The 19,165-nt window shown below is 73.2% G+C and carries 17 protein-coding genes; 10 read left to right on the forward strand and 7 right to left on the reverse strand.

The annotated features are described in order from the left end of the window. Positions 1 to 4: 4 nt before the first annotated feature. The 3 genes from ACFV4G_RS07440 to ACFV4G_RS07450 all read right to left on the reverse strand — a co-directional run bounded on the left by ACFV4G_RS07440 (position 5) and on the right by ACFV4G_RS07450 (position 3,676). Positions 5 to 1,219 carry an acetyl-CoA C-acetyltransferase gene (locus ACFV4G_RS07440; RefSeq protein WP_380437481.1) on the reverse strand — a complete coding sequence of 405 codons (1,215 nt, stop codon included), beginning with the start codon at positions 1,217 to 1,219 and terminating at the stop codon, positions 5 to 7. Between the two features lie 133 nt (positions 1,220 to 1,352). After that, positions 1,353 to 2,495: an acyl-CoA dehydrogenase family protein gene (locus ACFV4G_RS07445; protein WP_380437483.1), complete on the reverse strand. Its 1,143-nt coding sequence runs from the start codon at positions 2,493 to 2,495 to the stop codon at positions 1,353 to 1,355. Between the two features lie 2 nt (positions 2,496 to 2,497). Next, complete coding sequence (locus ACFV4G_RS07450; protein ID WP_380437485.1) at positions 2,498 to 3,676, reverse strand: CaiB/BaiF CoA transferase family protein; 1,179 nt, start codon at positions 3,674 to 3,676, stop codon at positions 2,498 to 2,500. Positions 3,677 to 4,015: 339 nt separating this feature from the next. Here ACFV4G_RS07450 and ACFV4G_RS07455 point away from each other — a divergent pair, with 339 nt between their 5' ends. From ACFV4G_RS07455 to ACFV4G_RS07475, 5 genes are all read left to right on the forward strand, one after another. Then, positions 4,016 to 4,540, forward strand: coding sequence for a GNAT family N-acetyltransferase (locus ACFV4G_RS07455; protein ID WP_380437487.1), 525 nt, complete (start codon positions 4,016 to 4,018; stop codon positions 4,538 to 4,540). Positions 4,541 to 4,704: 164 nt separating this feature from the next. Next, positions 4,705 to 5,697, forward strand: coding sequence for a hypothetical protein (locus tag ACFV4G_RS07460; protein ID WP_380437489.1), 993 nt, complete (start codon positions 4,705 to 4,707; stop codon positions 5,695 to 5,697). Between the two features lie 16 nt (positions 5,698 to 5,713). Beyond that, positions 5,714 to 6,985, forward strand: a complete 1,272-nt coding sequence (locus ACFV4G_RS07465; protein ID WP_380437491.1) for a histidine kinase — start codon at positions 5,714 to 5,716, stop codon at positions 6,983 to 6,985. 185 nt (positions 6,986 to 7,170) lie between these two features. Then, positions 7,171 to 7,842 (forward strand): response regulator, encoded by a 672-nt coding sequence (locus ACFV4G_RS07470; protein WP_380437493.1) that lies wholly within the window; start codon positions 7,171 to 7,173, stop codon positions 7,840 to 7,842. 150 nt (positions 7,843 to 7,992) lie between these two features. Further along, a complete protein-coding gene (locus ACFV4G_RS07475) occupies positions 7,993 to 8,646 on the forward strand; it encodes a Pr6Pr family membrane protein (RefSeq protein ID WP_380437495.1) in 654 nt (217 codons plus the stop codon). Positions 8,647 to 8,697: 51 nt separating this feature from the next. Here ACFV4G_RS07475 and ACFV4G_RS07480 read toward each other — a convergent pair whose 3' ends face one another. From ACFV4G_RS07480 to ACFV4G_RS07490, 3 genes are all read right to left on the reverse strand, one after another. Further along, positions 8,698 to 9,072: a toxin Doc gene (locus ACFV4G_RS07480; protein ID WP_380437497.1), complete on the reverse strand. Its 375-nt coding sequence runs from the start codon at positions 9,070 to 9,072 to the stop codon at positions 8,698 to 8,700. Between the two features lie 10 nt (positions 9,073 to 9,082). Continuing rightward, the gene (locus tag ACFV4G_RS07485) at positions 9,083 to 9,295 is read right to left on the reverse strand and encodes a hypothetical protein (protein ID WP_380437499.1); all 213 of its coding nucleotides are present in this window, start codon (positions 9,293 to 9,295) and stop codon (positions 9,083 to 9,085) included. Positions 9,296 to 9,507: 212 nt separating this feature from the next. Then, on the reverse strand, positions 9,508 to 11,115 hold the full coding sequence (locus ACFV4G_RS07490; RefSeq protein WP_380437501.1) for an ABC-F family ATP-binding cassette domain-containing protein: 1,608 nt from the start codon (positions 11,113 to 11,115) through the stop codon (positions 9,508 to 9,510). A gap of 571 nt (positions 11,116 to 11,686) precedes the next feature. On the opposite strand from ACFV4G_RS07490, the gene ACFV4G_RS07495 reads away from it, so the two are divergent. The 4 genes from ACFV4G_RS07495 (at position 11,687) to ACFV4G_RS07510 (ending at position 16,244) form a co-directional block, all read left to right on the forward strand. Then, positions 11,687 to 12,916 (forward strand): trypsin-like serine peptidase, encoded by a 1,230-nt coding sequence (locus tag ACFV4G_RS07495; protein WP_380437503.1) that lies wholly within the window; start codon positions 11,687 to 11,689, stop codon positions 12,914 to 12,916. A gap of 160 nt (positions 12,917 to 13,076) precedes the next feature. Further along, a complete protein-coding gene (locus ACFV4G_RS07500) occupies positions 13,077 to 14,732 on the forward strand; it encodes an ABC-F family ATP-binding cassette domain-containing protein (RefSeq protein WP_380437505.1) in 1,656 nt (551 codons plus the stop codon). Between the two features lie 118 nt (positions 14,733 to 14,850). Then, positions 14,851 to 15,534, forward strand: a complete 684-nt coding sequence (locus ACFV4G_RS07505; RefSeq protein WP_380437507.1) for a nitroreductase family protein — start codon at positions 14,851 to 14,853, stop codon at positions 15,532 to 15,534. A 104-nt stretch (positions 15,535 to 15,638) separates the two neighbouring features. Next, positions 15,639 to 16,244 (forward strand): GNAT family N-acetyltransferase, encoded by a 606-nt coding sequence (locus tag ACFV4G_RS07510; protein ID WP_380437509.1) that lies wholly within the window; start codon positions 15,639 to 15,641, stop codon positions 16,242 to 16,244. A gap of 11 nt (positions 16,245 to 16,255) precedes the next feature. Here ACFV4G_RS07510 and ACFV4G_RS07515 read toward each other — a convergent pair whose 3' ends face one another. Continuing rightward, the gene (locus tag ACFV4G_RS07515; protein ID WP_380437511.1) at positions 16,256 to 17,209 is read right to left on the reverse strand and encodes an aldo/keto reductase; all 954 of its coding nucleotides are present in this window, start codon (positions 17,207 to 17,209) and stop codon (positions 16,256 to 16,258) included. A 365-nt stretch (positions 17,210 to 17,574) separates the two neighbouring features. Here ACFV4G_RS07515 and ACFV4G_RS07520 point away from each other — a divergent pair, with 365 nt between their 5' ends. Beyond that, entirely contained in the window at positions 17,575 to 19,092 is a 1,518-nt protein-coding gene (locus ACFV4G_RS07520) for a carbohydrate binding domain-containing protein (RefSeq protein ID WP_380437513.1), read from the forward strand. The last annotated feature ends 73 nt before the right edge of the window (positions 19,093 to 19,165 follow it).

The following is a 19,165-nucleotide window of genomic DNA, read 5'->3' on the forward strand; positions in this document are numbered from 1 at the left end:
GAGGTCAGATGCGCTCGACGACGGTGGCGATGCCCATGCCGCCGCCCACGCACAGGGTGACGAGGCCGTAGCGCAGGTCGCGCCGCTCCAGTTCGTCGATCACGGTGCCGATCAGCATCGCGCCGGTGGCGCCGAGCGGGTGGCCGAGCGCGATCGCGCCACCGTTGACGTTCACCTGGTCGTGGCGGAAGCCGAGTTCGCGGATGAAGCGCAGTGCGACGGCGGCGAAGGCCTCGTTGATCTCGACGAGGTCGATGTCGGCGGCGGTGAGCCCGGCCTTGGCGAGGGCCTTGCGGGTGGCCGGGGCGGGGCCGGTGAGCATGATGGTCGGCTCGGAGCCGGAGACGGCGGCGGAGACGATCCGGGCGCGGGGGCGCAGCCCGTACCGCTCGCCGACCTCGCGGTTGCCGATGGCGACCAGCGCGGCGCCGTCCACGATGCCGGAGGAGTTGCCGGCGTGGTGGACGTGGTCGATGGCCTCGACCCAGTGGTACTTCTGCAGCGCGACGGCGTCGAAGCCGCCGGCGTCGCCGATCTGGGCGAAGGAGGGCTTGAGGCCGGCCAGGGTCTCGACCGTGGTGCCGGGGCGGATGAACTCGTCGCGGTCCAGGACCACCAGGCCGTTGCGGTCGCGCACCGGGACGACCGAGCGGTCGAAGAGGCCGTCCGCCTGGGCCTTGGCGGCGCGGGCCTGGGACTCGGCGGCGAAGGCGTCCACATCGGTGCGCGAGAAGCCCTCGATGGTGGCGATCAGGTCGGCGCCGATGCCCTGCGGGGCGAAGTTGGTCTCGTAGGCCGTCATCGGGTCGGCGAACCAGGCGCCGCCGTCGGAGGCCATCTTCACCCGGGACATGGACTCCACGCCGCCGGCCAGGATCAGGTCCTCCCAGCCGGAACGGACCTTGGCGGCGGCCAGGTTGACGGCCTCCAGGCCGGAGGCGCAGAAGCGGTTCTCCTGCACGCCGGCGACGGTGTCGGGCAGGCCGGCCGCGATGGCGGCGATCCGGGCGATGTCGGAGCCCTGGTCGCCGATCGGGCTGACGACGCCGAGCACGATGTCGTCGATCGCTGCCGGGTCCAGGTCGGGGAAGCGGCCGCGCAGCTCGTGGATCAGGCCGACGACCAGGTCGATCGGCTTGGTGCCGTGCAGCGAGCCGGTGGCCTTGCCCCGGCCGCGCGGGGTGCGGATCGCGTCGTAGACGTACGCTTCGGTGGTCACGGTGGGAACGCCTTTCGGGGCTTCAGGACTTCGGGACTTCAGAGCTTCGGGGCTTAGGGGATTCAGGGCTTAGGGGCCGGAGGACGAGGAGAACCGGGAGATCCGGGAGGGCCGGAGGCCGGACGGAAGGGCGTCAGCCGAGGATGGAGCGGCCGACGATCTCCTTCATGATCTCGGTGGTGCCGCCGTAGATGGTCTGGATGCGCCCGTCGGTGAACGCCCGGGCGACCGGGAACTCACTCATGTACCCGTACCCGCCGTGCAGTTGGAGGCACCGGTCGGCGGTGCGCTTCTGCAGTTCGGTGGCCCACCACTTGGCCATCGAGGCGTCCGCCGGGGTGAGAGCGTAGCGATTGTGCTCGGTGATGCAGCGGTCGACGAACGCCCGGGTGACGGCGCACTCGGTGGCGAGCTCGGCGATCTCGAAGCGCACGTGCTGGAGCTTGGCGAGCGGACGGCCGAAGGCCTCGCGCTGCTTGACGTAGTCGGTGGTGATCTCGACCAGGTACTCGGCTCCGGCGATCGCGGCGACGGCGATCGCGAGGCGCTCCTGGGCGAGGTTCTGCATCAGGTGGACGAAGCCGCCGTTGAGCTCGCCGAGCAGGTTCTCCTTCGGCACCCGGACGTCCTCGAAGAACAGTTCGGCGGTGTCCTGGGACTTCTGGCCGATCTTGTCGAGGTTGCGGCCGCGCTCGAAGCCGGGCGTGCCGCGCTCGACGACGAGCAGGCTCAGGCCGTGCGCGCCGCCCTCGGGGGTGGTGCGGGCCACGACGATCACGAGGTCGGCGAGGATGCCGTTGGAGATGAAGGTCTTGGCGCCGTTGAGCAGGTAGTGGTCGCCCTGGTCGACCGCCTGGGTGCGGATGCCCTGGAGGTCGGAGCCGGTGCCGGGCTCGGTCATCGCGATCGCGGTGATGATCTCGCCGCTGCAGAAGCCGGGCAGCCAGCGGCGCTTCTGCTCCTCGGTGGCGAGCGAGGTGAGGTAGGGGCCGATGATGTCGTTGTGCAGCCCGATCGCCAGCCCGGGGACGCCCGCGCGCGCGAACTCCTCGGCCAGCACCGCGGCGTAGCGGAAGTCCGGGGCGCCGCCGCCGCCGAACTCCTCCGGGGCGGCGATGCCGAGCAGCCCCTGCCGCCCGGCGGCGAGCCAGGCGGAGCGGTCGACGATGCCGGCCTTCTCCCAGCGGTCGTAGTGCGGCAGGACCTCCTTGGCGAGGAACGACCGGACGGTGTCCCGGAAGTCGTCGTGCTGCTCGGTGAAGATGTCGCGCTGCAACGCTACGCTCCTTGTTCTGCTGCGGAGTTGTCCGGGTCGGGGCTCAGGAGGGGCACGTCCCAGTCGCGGGCCACCTCGGCGGTGTGCGCGCCGGGCCTGGCCGGCGGGCGGCGCAGCGAGCCGGGGGTGGCGGAGAACCGCGGGGCGGGGGCGGGCTGGGTGACGCCGTCCGCCTCGACGTAGGTGCCGCGCGCCGCCAGGTGGGCGTCGGAGACGGCCTGGCGCAGCGTCAGGACGGGTTCCACGCAGGCGTCGGAGCCGGTGAAGACGGCCTCCCACTCGGCGCGGGTGCGGGTGGCGAAGCGTTCGGCGATCAGGGTGCGCAGTTCGGGCCAGCGGGCGAGGTCGTGCTGGCCGGGCGCGTCCGGGCCGAGGCCGAGCAGGCGGGCGAACTCGGCGTAGAAGCGCGGCTCCAGCGCGCCGACGGCGAGGTGACCGCCGTCCGCCGCCCGGTAGACCGCGTAGAAGGGGGCGCCGCCGTCGAGCAGGTTCACGCCCCGGCGGTCCTGCCAGTGGCCGGCCGCGAGCAGGCCCCACAGCATGCTGCCGAGGTGCGCGGCGCCGTCCACGATCGCCGCGTCGACGACCTGGCCGGTGCCGGTGGCGCGGGCGTGGTGCAGGGCGGCGAGCAGGCCGACGACGAGGTAGAGGGAGCCGCCCGCGTAGTCGCCGAGCAGGTTCGCGGGGATCCCGGGCGCCTCCTCGGCCCCGCCGGGGGCGGCGACCAGCCCGAGCACGCCGGCGACCGCCGCGTAGCCGATGTCGTGTCCGGCCTGCGCGGAGCGCGGCCCCTCCTGCCCCCAGCCGGTCATCCGGCCGTACACCAGCGCGGGGTTGCGCGCGAGGCAGGCGTCCGGGCCGACGCCGAGCCGCTCGGCGACCCCGGGCCGGTAGCCCTCGATCAGCAGGTCGGCCCGCTCGACGAGGTCGAGCACCCGGGCAGGCCCGTCCGGGGACTTGAGGTCGATCAGCACCGAGCGCTTGTTGCGGTTGGTGACGTCCCGCGCCGGGTCGATGCCGAGCGGCGAGGGGTCGGGCCGGTCCACCCGCACCACGTCGGCGCCGAGGTCCGCGAGCAACATGCCGGCGAACGGCCCGGGGCCGATCCCCGCGAGCTCGACCACCCGCACACCCGCCAACGGACCGCCACCCGAGGCCTGGGAACCACTGGTGTCACGCACTGGCTGCAGAACCCTTCGGGGTTTGACAGTAAAGCTGTAACACTCGCGATGATAGAGAAGCGACCCGCCGGTAACAAGACCTCGACACCCCAACCCCCCCGTGCCGCGACGACCACGGAGAGTCCCTCCGCCCGCTGACGGCGCTACCCAATAACGTCTTCGCGCTGCGAGGGGCACCCCCTCCGCACCGGGAAAATGTGAGCCACGCAGGGGGAACCCGGACTTCACCACCCGGCCGGGGGCGAGGCGGTCGGATGTGAGCCGATTCCGTGAGGCGGACGACGGGGGTAATGGTCTAGGGTGCACTGGATCTATTACGGATGACACGGGGGAACCGTCATGACCGTTGCCGGACGCACGATCGTCACCGAGACCGGACGGCTGCTGCTGACGCGGCCGCAGGACGACGACGTGGAGGCGGTGTTCGCCGTTCACGGGGATCCGGAGACCAACCGGTACAACCCGCACGGGCCGCACCGGGAGCGCTCGGAGAGCCGGGCGATGCTGGACGGCTTCGTGGCGCAGTGGACGCGGGACGGGGTCGGGTACTGCACGGTGGCGACGCGCGAGGAGCCGGGGGTGGTGATCGGGTTCGCGGGGGTGTGCTTCCACACGCTGGACGACGAGCCGGTGTTCAACCTCTACTACCGGTTCCGGCCCGCCGCCTGGGGGCTCGGGTACGCGGCCGAGGCGGCCCGGGCCGCGCTCGCGGAGGCCCTGCCCCGGTTCCCCGGCCTGCCGGTGACCGCGCTGATCCGTGCCGACAACCTGCCGTCGCGGCGGCTGGCCGAGCGGCTCGGGCTGGTCCCGGACCCGGACGGCAGGGTCGACCACGAGGAGCGCCTGATCCACCGGATGCCCTGAGACCCCACCCCGCCCCACCCCGCCCCTTCACCTCCCCTCACCCTCCCTCTCCCCCCTCCCCCTCCCCCTGGCGCAGGACCCCGTTGCCGGATCCCCCGCCAGGGGGAGGGGGATCGTTTCCAGGACCGACGTGCCGCCCCCGCCCCCGGCGCGACCGTAGGGGCATGAGGAACAAAGAGGATGTGGTGCGGGGCGTCGCGGCCGGAGTCGCGATGGCCTCGACGGTGCCCTACCTGACGCTCAAGTCGCTCTGGCTGAGCGGGTCCGAGGTCGGCGTGCGCGACCCGGGCTCCATGGACAAGCTCTGGCTGCTCAACCTCATCACCTTCGGGATGGACGCGATCGCCCTGGCACTCGCGCTCACCTTCGTCCGGCCGTGGGGCCGACGGGTGCGGGCCGGGCTGGTGGCGTTCCCGATGTGGGTGGCGACCGGGCTGCTCGGAACGATCCTGGTGGCCGTGCCGGTGACACTGATCGCCGGGCTGGTGCTCGGCCCGGAGCACCAGAACGCGGCGCAGCAGGCCGACGACGGCCTCGCGGGCTGGGTGTTCGGGCTGGTGTACGGCGGGTTCTCGGTGCAGGGCGTGGCACTGATCCTCGCCTTCGTCCTGTACGCCCGCCGGCGCTGGGCGGGCCTGCTGCACGACCGGATCGGCGACCTGCCGGACTCCCCCACGCTCGTCGTGCAGCGCGTCTTCGCGGGCGTGGCCGCGCTGCTCGGGCTGGGCGTCGCGGTGGTCCGGGCGTACTGGGCGGCGGGCGGGACGGTCGGGCTGCCGCTGCAGTGGGCCGAGGAGCGCAGCAGGTCGATCGCGACGATGGACGCGGTGACGGCGCTGATGGCGGTGGCCTCCGCCGGTGCCCTGCTGGTGCTGGTGTTCCGGATCGGGCCGGGGCGGCGGCTGCGGACGCCGTTCGCGGTGGCGTGGACCGCGGCCGGGTCGGTCTTCGCCTGGGGCGCCTGGCAGTTGGTGGCGTTCGGAAGCACGACGACCGTCCCGGACCTGCCTCACGCGGTGCCCGGGCTGATGGTCCTGGTGGAGGCCGGGCAGGTCGTGGCCGGCCTGCTGGCCCTGGCGGCGGGCGCGATGGCGCTGACCGAACGGGCGGCGGCCGCCGCCGCAAGGCCGTCGCCTGCCGTAGAGTCGCGCGCGTGACCACGGGGGCGGGCAGGTGAAAACGGGCGCGCGGGCGCAGCGGCAGGGGCGGATCCGGCGGACGGCGGAGACGCTGTTCGGACGACGGGCACGGCTGCGCTGGGTGCACCTGGTACTCGGCGGCGCCCTGCTGATGCCGTACTGGCTGCTGTCGCAGGTACTGTTCGGGGCGCTCAACAACAACCAGTCCCACCTGCGCCAACTCCTGCTCCAGCTCCTCTCGGTGGGCACCTCGCTGCCGATGGCCGCCGTCACCGCCCTGCTGCCGACCGTCCGCACGCTGGAGAGCGCGGCGGCGCGGGCCCTGTGCACGCCCGACCGGCCCGAGGCGCTGGCCACCGGCCCCGCCCGGTCGTGGGCGGCCCGGCGCCGCGCGGCCGGCTGGTACGTGCTGCACCTGTTCCTCGGCGGGGTGGTCGCCGGGATGACGCTGGCCGGGGCGCCGTTCGCGGTCGTGCTCATCTTCGACTTCCCGGGGGTCAACGACCTCACCCACTACTGGGAGCGGGGCTTTCCCGGCTGGATGCTCACCGGCGTCGCCCTCGGCCTGGCCGTCCTGGCCCTGATCGCCGGCACCAACGCGGCGTGCGGCGCGCTGCTCGCGCGTTGGGCGCCCGTCCTGCTCGGCCCGACCCCCGAGGAACGGCTGGCCGTGGCCGAACGCCGGGCCGCCGTGCTCGCCCAGCGCAACCGGCTGGCCCGGGAACTGCACGACTCGGTCGGGCACGCGCTGAGCGCCGTCGGCATCCAGGCCTCGGCGGCGGCCAGGGTGCTGCGCAGCGACCCGGACTTCGCCGCCGAGGCGCTGGCCGCGATCGAGGAGACCGCGCGGGCCGCCGTCGCCGAACTCGACACCGTGCTCGGGCTGTTGCGCGAGGAGGAGACCGGAGACGGACCCGCCGGCCCCACCCTGACCGGGCTGGACGACCTGCTGCGTCAGCTCGCCCGCACCGGCGTGCGGGTCGACGCCGAGCTCTCCCCCGGCCTGGACCGGCTCCCGCCGGCGGTCTCCCGCGAGGCGTACCGGATCGTCCAGGAGGGCCTGACCAACGTGCTGCGGCACGCCGGGCCCGCGCCGGCCGCGCTGCGGGTGGCCCTGGCCGACGGCCGGGTGGACATCGAACTGACCAACCCCTTGGGCTCCGCGCGCCCCAGCCGCCCCGGCGGCGGGCGCGGGCTGCGCGGCATCGGGGAACGGGCGGCGGCGCTGCGCGGCGGCAGCGAGGCGGGGCCGACCGGGGACGGCACGGCGTGGCGGCTGGCCGTCTGGCTGCCCGCCGGCCGGTAGGAACGGATGGAACGCCGGCCGATCAGCCACCGGACACCGGACATCGACCACACACCCACCGGACGCCGACCGATGCGAACCGACACCGACCGACGCCGACCGAGCGCCACCCAGACGCCAACCGAACGCGAACCAACGCCGACCGAACGCCGACCGAACGCCAACCAACCGACGGGGAAGACGAGATGACGGGGAACATCCGCGTGGTGATCGCGGACGACGAACGGCTGGTCCGGATGGGCCTGCGGGTGGTGATCGACGCCGAGCCGGACCTCGACGTCGTCGGCGAGGCGGCGGACGGCGCCGAGGTCGTGCCACTGGTGCGCGAACTGCGGCCGGACGTCGTGCTCATGGACGTCCGGATGCCCGGCATCGACGGGATCCGGGCGACGGAACAGCTGGTCGGCGGGATGGCCGAGCCGCCGCGGATCCTCGTCGTGACCACCTTCGAGCACGACGACCACGTGTACGACGCGCTGCGGGCCGGTGCCGCCGGGTTCCTGCTGAAGCGGGCGCGGGCCGAGGAGATGGTGCAGGCGGTGCGGCTGGTCGCCCGCGGGGACTCGCTGCTGTTCCCGGCGGCCGTCCGGGAGCTCGCCCTGCGGCACGCGCCCGCGGCCGCCCGCGGCGCCGCCGCCCCGGACCGGGGGCCGATCGGGCGGCTGACCGAGCGCGAGGCCCAGGTGCTGCGGCTGATGGCCACCGGGCTGAACAACGGGGAGATCGCGCGGGAGCTGGTCGTCAGCCAGGAGACGGTGAAGACCCACGTCGGCAGCGTGCTCGCGAAGCTCGGCGCCCGGGACCGCACCCAGGCGGTGATCGCGGCGTACGAGTCGGGATTCGTGCTCCCCGGCTGAGCCGCTCGGGGTTCGCGCTCCCCGGCTGAGCCGCTCAGCGCCCTCCACGCAGGAACGATTCTTTCATCCGGCCACTACCTGCGAGTAGAGTGCTTCGATCCCCTGCCCGTCCGATACCTCCCGTATCGCCTGAAACGAACTGGTGGCCGCATGTCAGTCCGGACCCGCCCGGCGCTGTGGTGGCGCATGGGCATCGCGCTGTCGGCATTCCTCGGTCTGACGCTCGGCAACGCGTCGCTCGTGTACTTCACCGTACAGAGCAACGTCATCGTGCTCGGCTACTTCATCGGCGCGGCCTACTGGATGCTCAAGCGCGGCACCGTGGACGCGCCCGCGCCCAGACTGCGCGGCGCCGCCACGCTGTACATCGTCATCACCGGGCTGGTCTCGCACATCCTGCTCCAGCACGGCGCCAACCCGCTGCCGGGGCTCGTCGACGGGCCGGACAAGCTGGCGCACTGGTCGTCGTTCTTCCTGCACTACGTGACGCCGTTGATGGTGGTCGCCGACTGGCTGCTGCTCAAGCCCCGCAACGCCTCCGCCTGGCGGGACATCCCGCTCTGGCTGGCCTTCCCGCTCGGGTACGCGGCGATCGTGCTCACCCGCAACGCGCTGTTCGCCGACTTCCCGCTGAAGTACCCGTACTTCTTCTTCGACCCGACGACCAAGGGATACGGCTACGTGTGGGGTCAGATCGGCATGCTGACGGTCGAGTTCGTCGTGCTCGGCGCGGCCGTGGTCGGCCTGGACCGGCTGGGCACGCTGGTCGCGGGCAAGCTGCGGCCCGCCGCCACCGAGGCGTAGCACCGAACCCCGGCGGCCGGTCGATCACTCGTGGGATCCGCCCACGCGTGCTCAGATCCGCCAGGAGCGGATCCGGTCGGCCGCCGTGTAGACGTCCGCCCGGCCCTCGGCGACGTCCCGGGCCAGCTCCACCAGCGCCCCGTACGGAGGGTCGACGCCCTCGCCGGCGGCATGCATGTACGCGGCCGTGGTCATGCAGGCGTACAGGTTGTTGCGCACCGGGAGCGGCCGCAGCAGGACGATCGTGTGCATCAGCGTCGCGGCGCACCACGCGGCGTCGGCCTCGTGCCCGAGCTGCGCGGTGTTGACCCGGTGTCGCGCGACGGCGGCCTGGAGCGCCGAGTAGTCCCGCACGCTGAGGTCCTCCGGCGAGGCGTGCTCCTGGACGTCCAGCAGCCAGCGCAGATCGACGTGCAACACCGTCACGCCCGCCCCCTCACGCGGCGGGCGCGTCCTCCGGGAACGCCGCGTCGAACTCCGCGCGGTGCTCCTTCCAGAAGGACACCGCGTGATCGACGAAGACCCGCCGCTGCTGCTCCCGCACGCTCAGGTCGTGCACGTACGCCTTGACACTCTTCCCGTCCGCGGCCGCCGCCGCCCGGATCGCGGCGAGCTCGTGCTCGGTGTACTCGATGTTGAGCGCTGGCATGACCCCGATGCTACTGGCTCCCAAGGCAGTTGAACACCGGACCGCACCACGGCGCGGAAGGACGGCTTCGACGGTCCGGGCGTCCCGCCGGACCCGCGGGTGCCGGTGTTCACCCCCGACGAGCGGGCCGGGCTCAAGGACTCGGCCCTGAGCCCGGCCCGCCGTGTGCTGTCGGACGAGGAACAACATCGGTGGGCGGGAGCAGGCCACGGCTACATCGGGGCCACCGCCCTCAGCTCCCCGTCCAGCTCCAGCCACCGCGTGAGACCGAGGCCGCGCAGGAACGGCAGGTCGTGGCTGGCCACGATCAGCGCGCCCTGGTAGGCGGCGAGCGCCTGGGTGAGCTGGCGGACGCTGGCGAGGTCCAGGTTGTTGGTCGGCTCGTCGAGCAGCAGGAGCTGCGGCGGCGGGTCGGCCAGCAGCAGGGCGGCCAGGGTGGCCCGGAACCGCTCGCCGCCGGAGAGCGTGACGGCCGGCTGGTCGGCCCGCCCGCCGCGGAACAGGAAGCGGGCGAGCCGGGCGCGGATCGCGTTGTCCCCGGCGGCGGGGGCGAACCGCTTGACGTTCTGCGCGACGGTGAGCCCGTCGTCCAGCAGGTCGAGCCGCTGGGGCAGGTGGCGCAGCGGCACCGGCGTGGTGACCTCCCCCGCCGGCGGGACGAGTTCGCCCGCGATGGTGCGCAGCAGGGTGGTCTTGCCGCTGCCGTTGCCCCCGACCAGCGCGATCCGCTCGGGGCCGCGCAGGTCGAGGTCGGCGGTGGCGCCGTTGGGCAGCCGGACCTTCTGCAGGGTGAGCACGGTGCGACCGGCCGGGACGGCGGTGCGCGGGAGGTCGATCCGGATCTCGGCGTCGTCGCGGACCGCCTCCTCGGCGGCGGTGAGCCGCTGCTTGGCCTCCTCCAGCCGCTCGGTGTGCATGCCGGTGAGCCGGCCCGCCGTCTCCTGGCCCTGGCGTTTGAGCATGCCGGCGAAGATGTGCGGGTCGTTGCGGGTGACCGAGCGCTTCTTGCCGTAGCTGGCGCTGCGGTCGAGCCGGATGCGGGCGTCGGCGAGGTCCCGCTTCTGGCGCTGGACGTCGGCCTCGGCGTTGCGCAGGAGCCGCTCGGCCGTCTCCTGCTGGGCGGCGAGCGTGCGCTCGTACTCGGTGAAGTTGCCGCCGTACCAGGTGATCCGGCCGTCGCGCAGGTCGGCGATCTGGTCGACGTGTTCGAGCAGTTCGCGGTCGTGGCTGACGATCAGCATGACGCCGCGCCAGCCGGCCACCGTCTCGTAGAGCCGCTCGCGGGCGGCACGGTCGAGGTTGTTGGTGGGCTCGTCGAGCAGGAGGACGTCGGGGCGGCGCATCAGCAAGGCGGCCAGCCGCAGCAACACGGCCTCGCCGCCGGAGAGTTCGCCGGTGGTGCGGTCGAGGTCGAGCCGCTGGAGGCCGAGCTTGTCGAGGGTGGCGCGGGCGCGCTCCTCGACGTCCCAGTCGTCTCCGACGGCGTCGAAGTGGTGCTGGGCGGTGTCGCCGGACTCGATGGCGTGCAGGGCCTCGCGGGCGGCCCGGACGCCGAGCGCCTCGTCCACGCGCAGGGCGGTGTCGAGTGTCAGCCCCTGCGGCAGGTAGCCGAGTTCGCCCGCGACGCGGACGGTGCCGCCGGAGGGCGTGAGGTCCCCGGCGATCAGCCGCAGCAGCGTGGACTTGCCGGCGCCGTTGAGCCCGATCAGGCCGGTGCGGCCGGGGCCGACGGCGAGCTGGAAGCCGTCGAGGACGGACTTGCCGTCGGGCCACTCGAAGTCGAGGTCGGTGCAGAGGACGGCGGTGGTGGGTTGTGCCATGGTCGGCCTCCCGGTTGGTTGCTGGTGGAGAAACGGGGTGAGCAACACGGGGAGACACCGCGGGTGCGGAAGGGCGCGAAAGGGCTCGGCGGAAAACGGCGGGAAGCGGCGGAGAACGGCAGAACGCGGCGGAGGACAGCTGAGAAGAACGCCGCACGAGCCGTGGGGAACCACAGGGGCCGTGACCGAGGTCGCACACCATGACGCACACCGCGCGGCGAAGCGGCCTGCGCGGCGGGGCGGTGTCCTGGGACCTCAGTAGTTCAACGGCCTGCTCCTGTTCGGGTGACTGACGGACACGACGCTACGGACCCCGCGCACCGCTCCGCAACCGAATTTCCGTACGCCCCGCGGACCGGCGTCGGAGCCGCGGGACCGGCGCCGGCGAAGGCGGCAATGCCGAGGTGCCGATCCGGTGCCGATCCCGTGACAGCCTCGTCGCAGTCGGGGGCGGACGTGAGAAAGCCCTTATGCGGCATGGCAGACTCCTCACCTGCCATACCTGCGGCCCTCGCGGCCGTACCCGCGGATCGGGCCGTATGGCGTTCATTCACAGGGGGAACAGAACACGATGTCATCGATATCCCGGACCACCCGTGCCGCCCTGGGCGCCTCCGTCGTCGCGCTGACGATGGTGCTGGCCTCGGCGTGCGGCCCGGACAACAGCGACAGCTCGACCGGGGCGCAGACCGCGGCGCCCACCACCGCTGCCGCGGCGGGCGACACGGCCAAGCCGGGCGCCGCGCCGATCAAGCTCCCGACGGTCGACGAGATCAAGAAGTGGAAGCCCGAGGACTGGGAGAAGTGGGCCCAGGCCAACGTCATCACCCCGGCCGTCAAGGGCTACTGGGACCTGCAGAAGATCCTGAAGGCGAAGCCGGTCAAGCCGGGCCTGGGCAACCAGCCCACCGGCCAGCCGACCGCCCCGGCCCCGACCGGCGCCGCGCCGGCACCGGCCCAGCCGACCTCGCAGGCCCCGGTCCAGCCGCCGGCCGACGGCGGCAACGACCCGAAGCCGGCCCTGGTCCAGATGAAGCCGGTCCAGCACCCGTTCGCGAAGAACCTGAACGTCAACGGGAAGCTGTTCTTCATGGACGGCACCCAGGAGTACGTCTGCTCCGGCACCGTGATCTCCGACCCGGCCAACCCGGGCAAGAGCAACCTGGTGTGGACCGCGAGCCACTGCCTGCACGGCGGCAAGGGCGGCAAGTCGCACACCGACATCGTCTTCGCCCCGGCCTTCAACAGCAACGGCGTGCTCAGCGGCGGCAAGCAGGGCTCGCTGGCGCAGGCCGAGCCGTTCGGCGAGTGGGGCGCCACCGCCGGCATCGTGTCGCCGACCTGGGCCGGCGAGGCCGACCCGGAGAGCGGCGGCCCGTGGAGCCAGTACGACTTCGGCATCGTCCGGGTCGCCAACCCGGACGGCGGCGGCAAGTCGCTGGAGGAGACGGTCGGCGGCTCCGTGCCGGTCTGGTTCAACGCCCCGCGCGACCAGATCACCGCGGTCAGCAGCTACGGCTACCCGGCCGCCAAGCCGTTCGACGGCATGGAGCTGGACCACTGCGACGGCCCGAAGCCGGCCCGCCGCACCATCGACCCGTCCCGCCCGGCCATGCTGACCTCCGGCTGCAACGGCACCGGCGGTGACAGCGGCGGCGGCTGGTTCGCGATGAAGGACGGCAAGCAGGTGCTGGTCTCGGACACCTCCATCGGTGGCGAGGACAACACCTGGGAGGCCGGGCCGTACCTGGACGACGTCGCGGCCAAGGCGCTGGACTACATCTCGAAGAAGACGAAGTAGCACCGCGCAGGAGCACCACGAAGTGGCACCGCGCGGGAGCAAGCCGAGCGCCTGAACGCATGAACGTCCAGGCGAGTGAGCACCGGGGCCGTGGCTGGGAACAGCCGCGGCCCCGGTGTTTTCCGCCCGGGGCCCGCGGCTCCGTAGAATCGGCCCCATCATGAGCGCCACACTCGTAGTCAAGGACCTCAGCGCCGGCCACGGCGAACGCACCCTCTTCTCCGGCCTGGACCTGGTCGTCGCCCCCGGCGACGTGATCGGCCTGGTCGGCGTGAACGGCGCCGGCAAGTCGACCCTGCTGCGGCTGCTGGCCGGGCTGGACACCCCCGAGGCGGGCTCGCTGCGGCTCAGCCCGGCGAGCGCCAACGTCGGCCACCTGCCGCAGGAGCCGGAGCGGCGCGAGGGCGAGTCGGTGCGCGACTTCCTGGCCCGGCGCACCGGCGTCGCGGCCGCGCAGGCCGAGCTGGACGCGGCCACCGAGGGCCTGGTCGAGGGCCGCCCGGGCGCCGACGACGCGTACGCGACCAGCCTGGACCGCTGGCTCGACCTCGGCGGCGCCGACCTGGAGGAGCGCGCCGAGGAGGTCGCCGACTCGCTCGGCCTGAAGGTCTCGCTCGACCTGCCGATGACGGCGCTGTCCGGCGGCCAGGCCGCCCGGGCCGGCCTCGCCTCGCTGCTGCTCTCCCGCTACGACGTCTTCCTGCTCGACGAGCCCACCAACGACCTCGACCTGGACGGCCTGGAGCGGCTGGAGGCCTTCGTGAAGGGCCTGCGCGCCGGCACCGTGCTGATCAGCCACGACCGCGAGTTCCTGGCCCGGACGGTCACCAAGGTGCTGGAGCTGGACCTGCACCAGCAGCAGGTCAACCTGTACGGCGGCGGCTACGAGGCGTACCTGGAGGAGCGGGCGGTGGCCCGCCGGCACGCCCGCGAGGAGTACGAGGAGTACGCCGACACCAGGTCCTCGCTGGAGGCGCGCGCCCAGATGCAGCGCAACTGGATGGAGCACGGCGTCCGCAACGCCCGCCGCAAGAGCGGCGACAACGACAAGAACGCCAAGGCGAAGCGCACCGAGTCCACCGAGAAGCAGGCCTCCAAGGCCCGGCAGACGCAGCGGATGATCGAGCGGCTGGACGTGGTCGAGGAGCCGCGCAAGGAGTGGGAGCTGCGGATGGAGATCGCCACCGCGCCGCGCTCCGGCTCCGTCGTCGCCACCCTGCGCGCGGCCGTCGCCCGCCGCGGCGACTTCTCCTTCGGCCCGGTGGACCTGCAGATCGACTGGGCCGACCGGGTCGCGATCACCGGCGCCAACGGCGCGGGCAAGTCCACGCTGCTGGCCGCCCTCCTCGGCCGGCTCGAACTCGACGGCGGCAGCGCCGTACTGGGCTCGGGCGTCGTGGTCGGCGAGGTCGACCAGGCGCGCGGGCACATCTTCAAGAACGAGCACAGCCTGGGCGGGGAGCCGCTGGTGGAGGCGTTCTCCGCCGCCGTGCCGGAGCTGTCGCCGGAGGACGTGCGCACGCTGCTCGCCAAGTTCGGCCTCAAGGCGGTGCACGTGCTGCGCCCGGCCGCCACCCTCTCCCCCGGCGAGCGCACGCGCGCCGCGCTGGCGCTGCTCCAGGCGCGCGGGGTCAACCTGCTCGTGCTGGACGAGCCCACCAACCACCTGGACCTGCCCGCGATCGAGCAGCTGGAGTCCGCGCTCGCGTCGTACACCGGCACGCTGCTGCTGGTCACGCACGACCGGCGGATGCTGGACACCGTCACGGTGAACCGGCGCCTGGAGGTCCGGGACGGACGGGTGCACGAGCTGTAGCAGCTGCACGTCCGGGCCGGGCGCAGCACGGCGCGCACGACACGCGGCACTTGGCGGTTCCGCCGGGATTGGTCTCGACCTCTTCCCGGCGGAACCGTCATGTGCTGTGCTGTCCGCCATGGTTGAGAGTGCAGAGAGCGCAGTGGCGGAGACGGCCCACCCGACCGTCCCGCACACCCCGATGACCGTGCCGGCCCACGAGGCCGAGGCCCGCAGCAGGTCGTTCCACGACGTGATGGCGCAGCGCCGCACCGTCCGCGACTACTCCACCCGCCCGATCCCGGACGGCGTGGTCGAGTGGGCGGTCCGCACCGCCAACACCGCGCCCAGCGGCGCGCACGTGCAGCCGTGGCGGTTCGTGGTGATCACCGACCCGGAGCGCAAGCGGCGGCTGCGCGAGGCCGCCGAGGCGGAGGAGCGCGAGTTCTACGCGCACCGGGCCTCGGAGGAGTGGCTGACGGCGCTGGCGCCGATCGGCACCGACTGGCACAAGCCGTTCCTGGAGGACGCGCCGGCGGTGATCGTCGTGTTCGAGGTGCACAAGGGGCCGGGCTCGCCGCGCCCGTACTACACGAAGGAGTCGGTGGGCATCGCGGTCGGGCTGCTGCTGGCCACGCTGCACCAGGCCGGACTGGCCACGCTGACCCACACGCCGAGCCCGATGAAGTTCCTGAACGAGGTGTGCGAGCGCCCGGCGGAGGAGCGCGCCGCGTACGTGATCCCGGTCGGCTACCCGGCCGAGGGGGCGCGCGTGCCGGACCTGCGGCGCAAGGAGCTCGACGAGGTGCTCGTGCGGCTCTGAGCGCTCCCGCGACCGCGGGGCCGCGGACGTCCGCCTCCCGCGTGCTTCCGGTCCACGGCGGACGCCGCTGGTGACAGGTCCTGGCCAAGGACATAATCGCCGTCATGAGCGACGCACAGCCACGGTCCTGTGACCACCACCCGGCGGCGCCGGGCGAGGCCACCGCCGGCCGGCCCCCGGAGCTGCTGCGGCTGGCCGGCGGCGTCTCGCTGCACCGTCGGCTCAGCACGCACACGGCCGCGCTCACCAAGGCCGTCCGCGCCAACCTGGACCACCTGCGGCCCTGGCTGGAGTGGGCGGCCGAGGCGCCGAGCCGGGCCAGGACGGCCCGGCTGACCAGGGCCGGAACGGCGGCCTGGGACGCCGGCACCGACTTCATGTACCTGGTCGGACTGGACGCCGAACCCGGCAGCGTGATCGGCGCGTTCGGCCTGCACGGCCGGATCGGCCCCGGCGCGCTGGAGATCGGCTACTGGGTGAGCGCCCGGCACGTCGGCCGCGGCATCGCGACCACCGGGGCCGGGGCGCTGACCTCGGCCGCGCTGGCGCTGCCCGGGATCGCCCGGGTGGAGATCCGCTGCGACCAGGCGAACGGCGCCAGCGCGGCCGTCCCGCGCAAGCTCGGCTACCGGCTGGAGCGGATCGCCGACGCCGCCGTCCGGGCCCCGGCGGAGACCGGACGGCAGCAGGTGTGGGTCAAGGAGCGGTAGGACCGGGCCGCTCAGTAGCGCCCGCCGGTCGCCGACGGGATCGCGTCCAGCTCGGCGAGGTCCGCCGCGGAGAGCACGACGTCGGCCGCGCCGGCGTTGTCCACCAGGTAGCGCGGGGTCCGGGTGCCCGGGATCGGGAAGACGTACCGGCCCTGCGCCAGCGTCCAGGCCAGCGCGACCTGCGCGGGCGTCGCGCCGATCCGCTCGGCGACCTCCCTGACCTTCGCGACCAGCGCCAGGTTCGCCTTGAGCGCGTCCTGCTGGAAGCGCGGCAGCCGGCGGCGGAAGTCGTCGGCGGGCAGCTCGGCGAAGGAGGAGATGCTGCCGGTCAGGAAGCCGCGGCCGAGCGGCGAGAACGGCAGGAACGCGATGCCCTGCTCCTCGGTGTACGGCAGGACGCCGGCCAGGGCGTCCCGGGTCCAGAGCGAGAGCTCGGACTGCACGGAGGCCACCGGGTGCACCGACTGAGCCCGCTTGATCTCCTCGACGGTCGCCTCGGACAGGCCGATCCGCCGCGCCTTGCCGGCCTGGACGACCTCGGCCAAGGCGCCCCAGGTCTCCTCGATCGGGACGGCCGGGTCGACCCGGTGCAGCTGGTAGAGGTCGACGTGGTCGGTGCCGAGACGGCGCAGGCTCTCGTCGATCGAGCGCCGCACGTGCTCGGGGCGCCCGTTGCGGTCCCCCTGACCGCTGCCGCCCGGGACGATGCCGACCTTGGTGGCGAGGAACGCGCGCTCGCGGTACGGGCCGGCGAGGGCGGCGCCGACCACCTCCTCGTTGGTGTAGGGCCCGTACATGTCGGCCGTGTCGATCAGCGTGACGCCGAGGTCCAGCGCCTGGCGGATCACCTGGACGGACTTCTCGTCGTCCCGGTTCCCCACGTCGTAGGCGTGGGTCATCCCCATGCAGCCGAGGCCGAGGACGCCGATCTCCGGACCGTTGAGTCCGAACGGGGCGGTGCGCATGATGACGGTTCTCCGATCTGGTGGCTCAGTTCCGGTGGCCCGGTTCCCGTGGCCCGGCGGGCCGTCCCGCTCAGCGGGCCAACGGGGAACAGCCTCCACCTTGGAGTGCACTCGAGGTCAAGCGCGGCACGGTTCCGGGCCCGTGCGGAACCGTGCGGAGCCGTCTCCTTAAACGCGTCCTAAAACCTGCTCACGGCGGGCCCCCGGGACCGGGGAAGTGCTTGACGTGCACAGCTGGTCTAGTCCAGTTTGATCCTCAGCACCCCACGCAGCTCCCCCGCACCGGACCACGCCCCCAGTCGGCCGCCCGCCCGCGCCCCCACCTGTGCGGCGCGGGCGGCCCACCGTCCCCGAGAGGCACCCCCATGCCCACCGCGCCCCACGACGCCCCCGCGCACCGCCGGTCCCCGGGCCGCACCAAGCTGTTGAGCCTCGCCGCGGCCACCGCGCTCGCGGCCGGCGGCCTCGCCGCCCTCGCCGGGAACGCCGGCGCCGCCGACACCAACCTGCTCGCCAACGCCGGCTTCGAGAGCGGCTCGCTGAACCCGTGGAGCTGTTCCGCCGGTACCGGAAGCGTCGTCAACTCCGGCGCCCACGGCGGCACCTACGCGCTCAAGGGCGCGGCGAGCGCGAGCGACACCGCGCAGTGCGGACAGACCGTCAGCGTGCAGCCCAACACGACGTACTCGCTGAGCGCCTGGGTGCAGGGCCAGTACGTGTACCTCGGCGCCACCGGCAACGGCGTCACGGACCCGGCCACCTGGACCCCCGGCGGCACCGGCTGGCAGCAGCTGTCGACCGGTTTCACCACCGGCCCGAGCACCACCAGCGTCACCGTCTACCTGCACGGCTGGTACGGGCAGGGTGCCTACCTCGCCGACGACGTCACCCTCACCGGCCCCGGCGGCGGAGGACCCAGCCCGACCGCCACGCCGACCGTGACGCCCACCGGCACCCCGACGGGCACCCCGACCGGCGGACCGGGCACCCCGCCGCCGAACGTCGCCCTCCCGGTCGCCCCCTACATCGACATGGGCGCCTGGCCCACGCCGTCCATGCCCGACATGGCCAAGGCCGGCAACCTCAAGGGCTACACGATGGGCTTCGTGACCGGTGTCGGCTGCAAGGCCAGCTGGTTCAACGCCTACGACCCGCGCACCGGCTGGGCCAAGGACCAGGTGGACGCGCTGCGCGCGGCCGGCGGCGACGTCAAGCTCTCCTTCGGCGGCGCGAGCGGCACCGAACTCGCCGCCGCCTGCACCACCGTGGACTCGCTGTTCGCCGAGTACGACGCCGTGGTGAAGGCCTACAACCTGCGCTACGTCGACTTCGACATCGAGGGCGCGGCGATCGCCGACACCGCCTCCAACGACCGCCGCTCGGCCGCGCTCGCCAAGCTCCAGCAGGCCAACCCGGGCCTCAAGGTGTCGTTCACCCTGCCCGTCCTGCCGGAGGGCCTGACCTCCGACGGCGTCGCCATCGTCAAGTCGGCCCGGGACGCGGGCGTGAGCGTCGACCTGGTGAACATCATGGCGATGGACTACTACCGCTCCGGCACCGACTACGGCAACGCCGCCGTCCAGGCCGCGCAGGCCCTGTTCGGCCAGCTCAAGGCGCTGTACCCGGCGAAGACCGACGCGCAGCTGTGGGCCGCGGTCGGCGTGACCCCGATGATCGGCGAGAACGACGACCACCAGGTCTACAACCAGGCGGCCGCCCAGCAGTTGGTGACCTTCGCCCAGCAGAACCACCTCGGCCTGCTGGCCTTCTGGGACGCCACCCGGGACGCCAACGCGTGCACCGGCGGTTCGCTGTCCAAGTGCACCAACATCCCGCAGCAGCCGTACGAGTTCGCCAAGATCTTCGCGAAGTACGCGGGCTGACCAGGGGATTCCCTGCGGCGGGGGGCCGGTGGGCCGAACGGCCACCGGCCCCCCGCCGTTCGCACCCCACCGT

The organism is Kitasatospora sp. NPDC059747, from assembly GCF_042732955.1.
In the GTDB taxonomy this organism is placed as follows: Bacteria; Actinomycetota; Actinomycetes; order Streptomycetales; family Streptomycetaceae; genus Kitasatospora.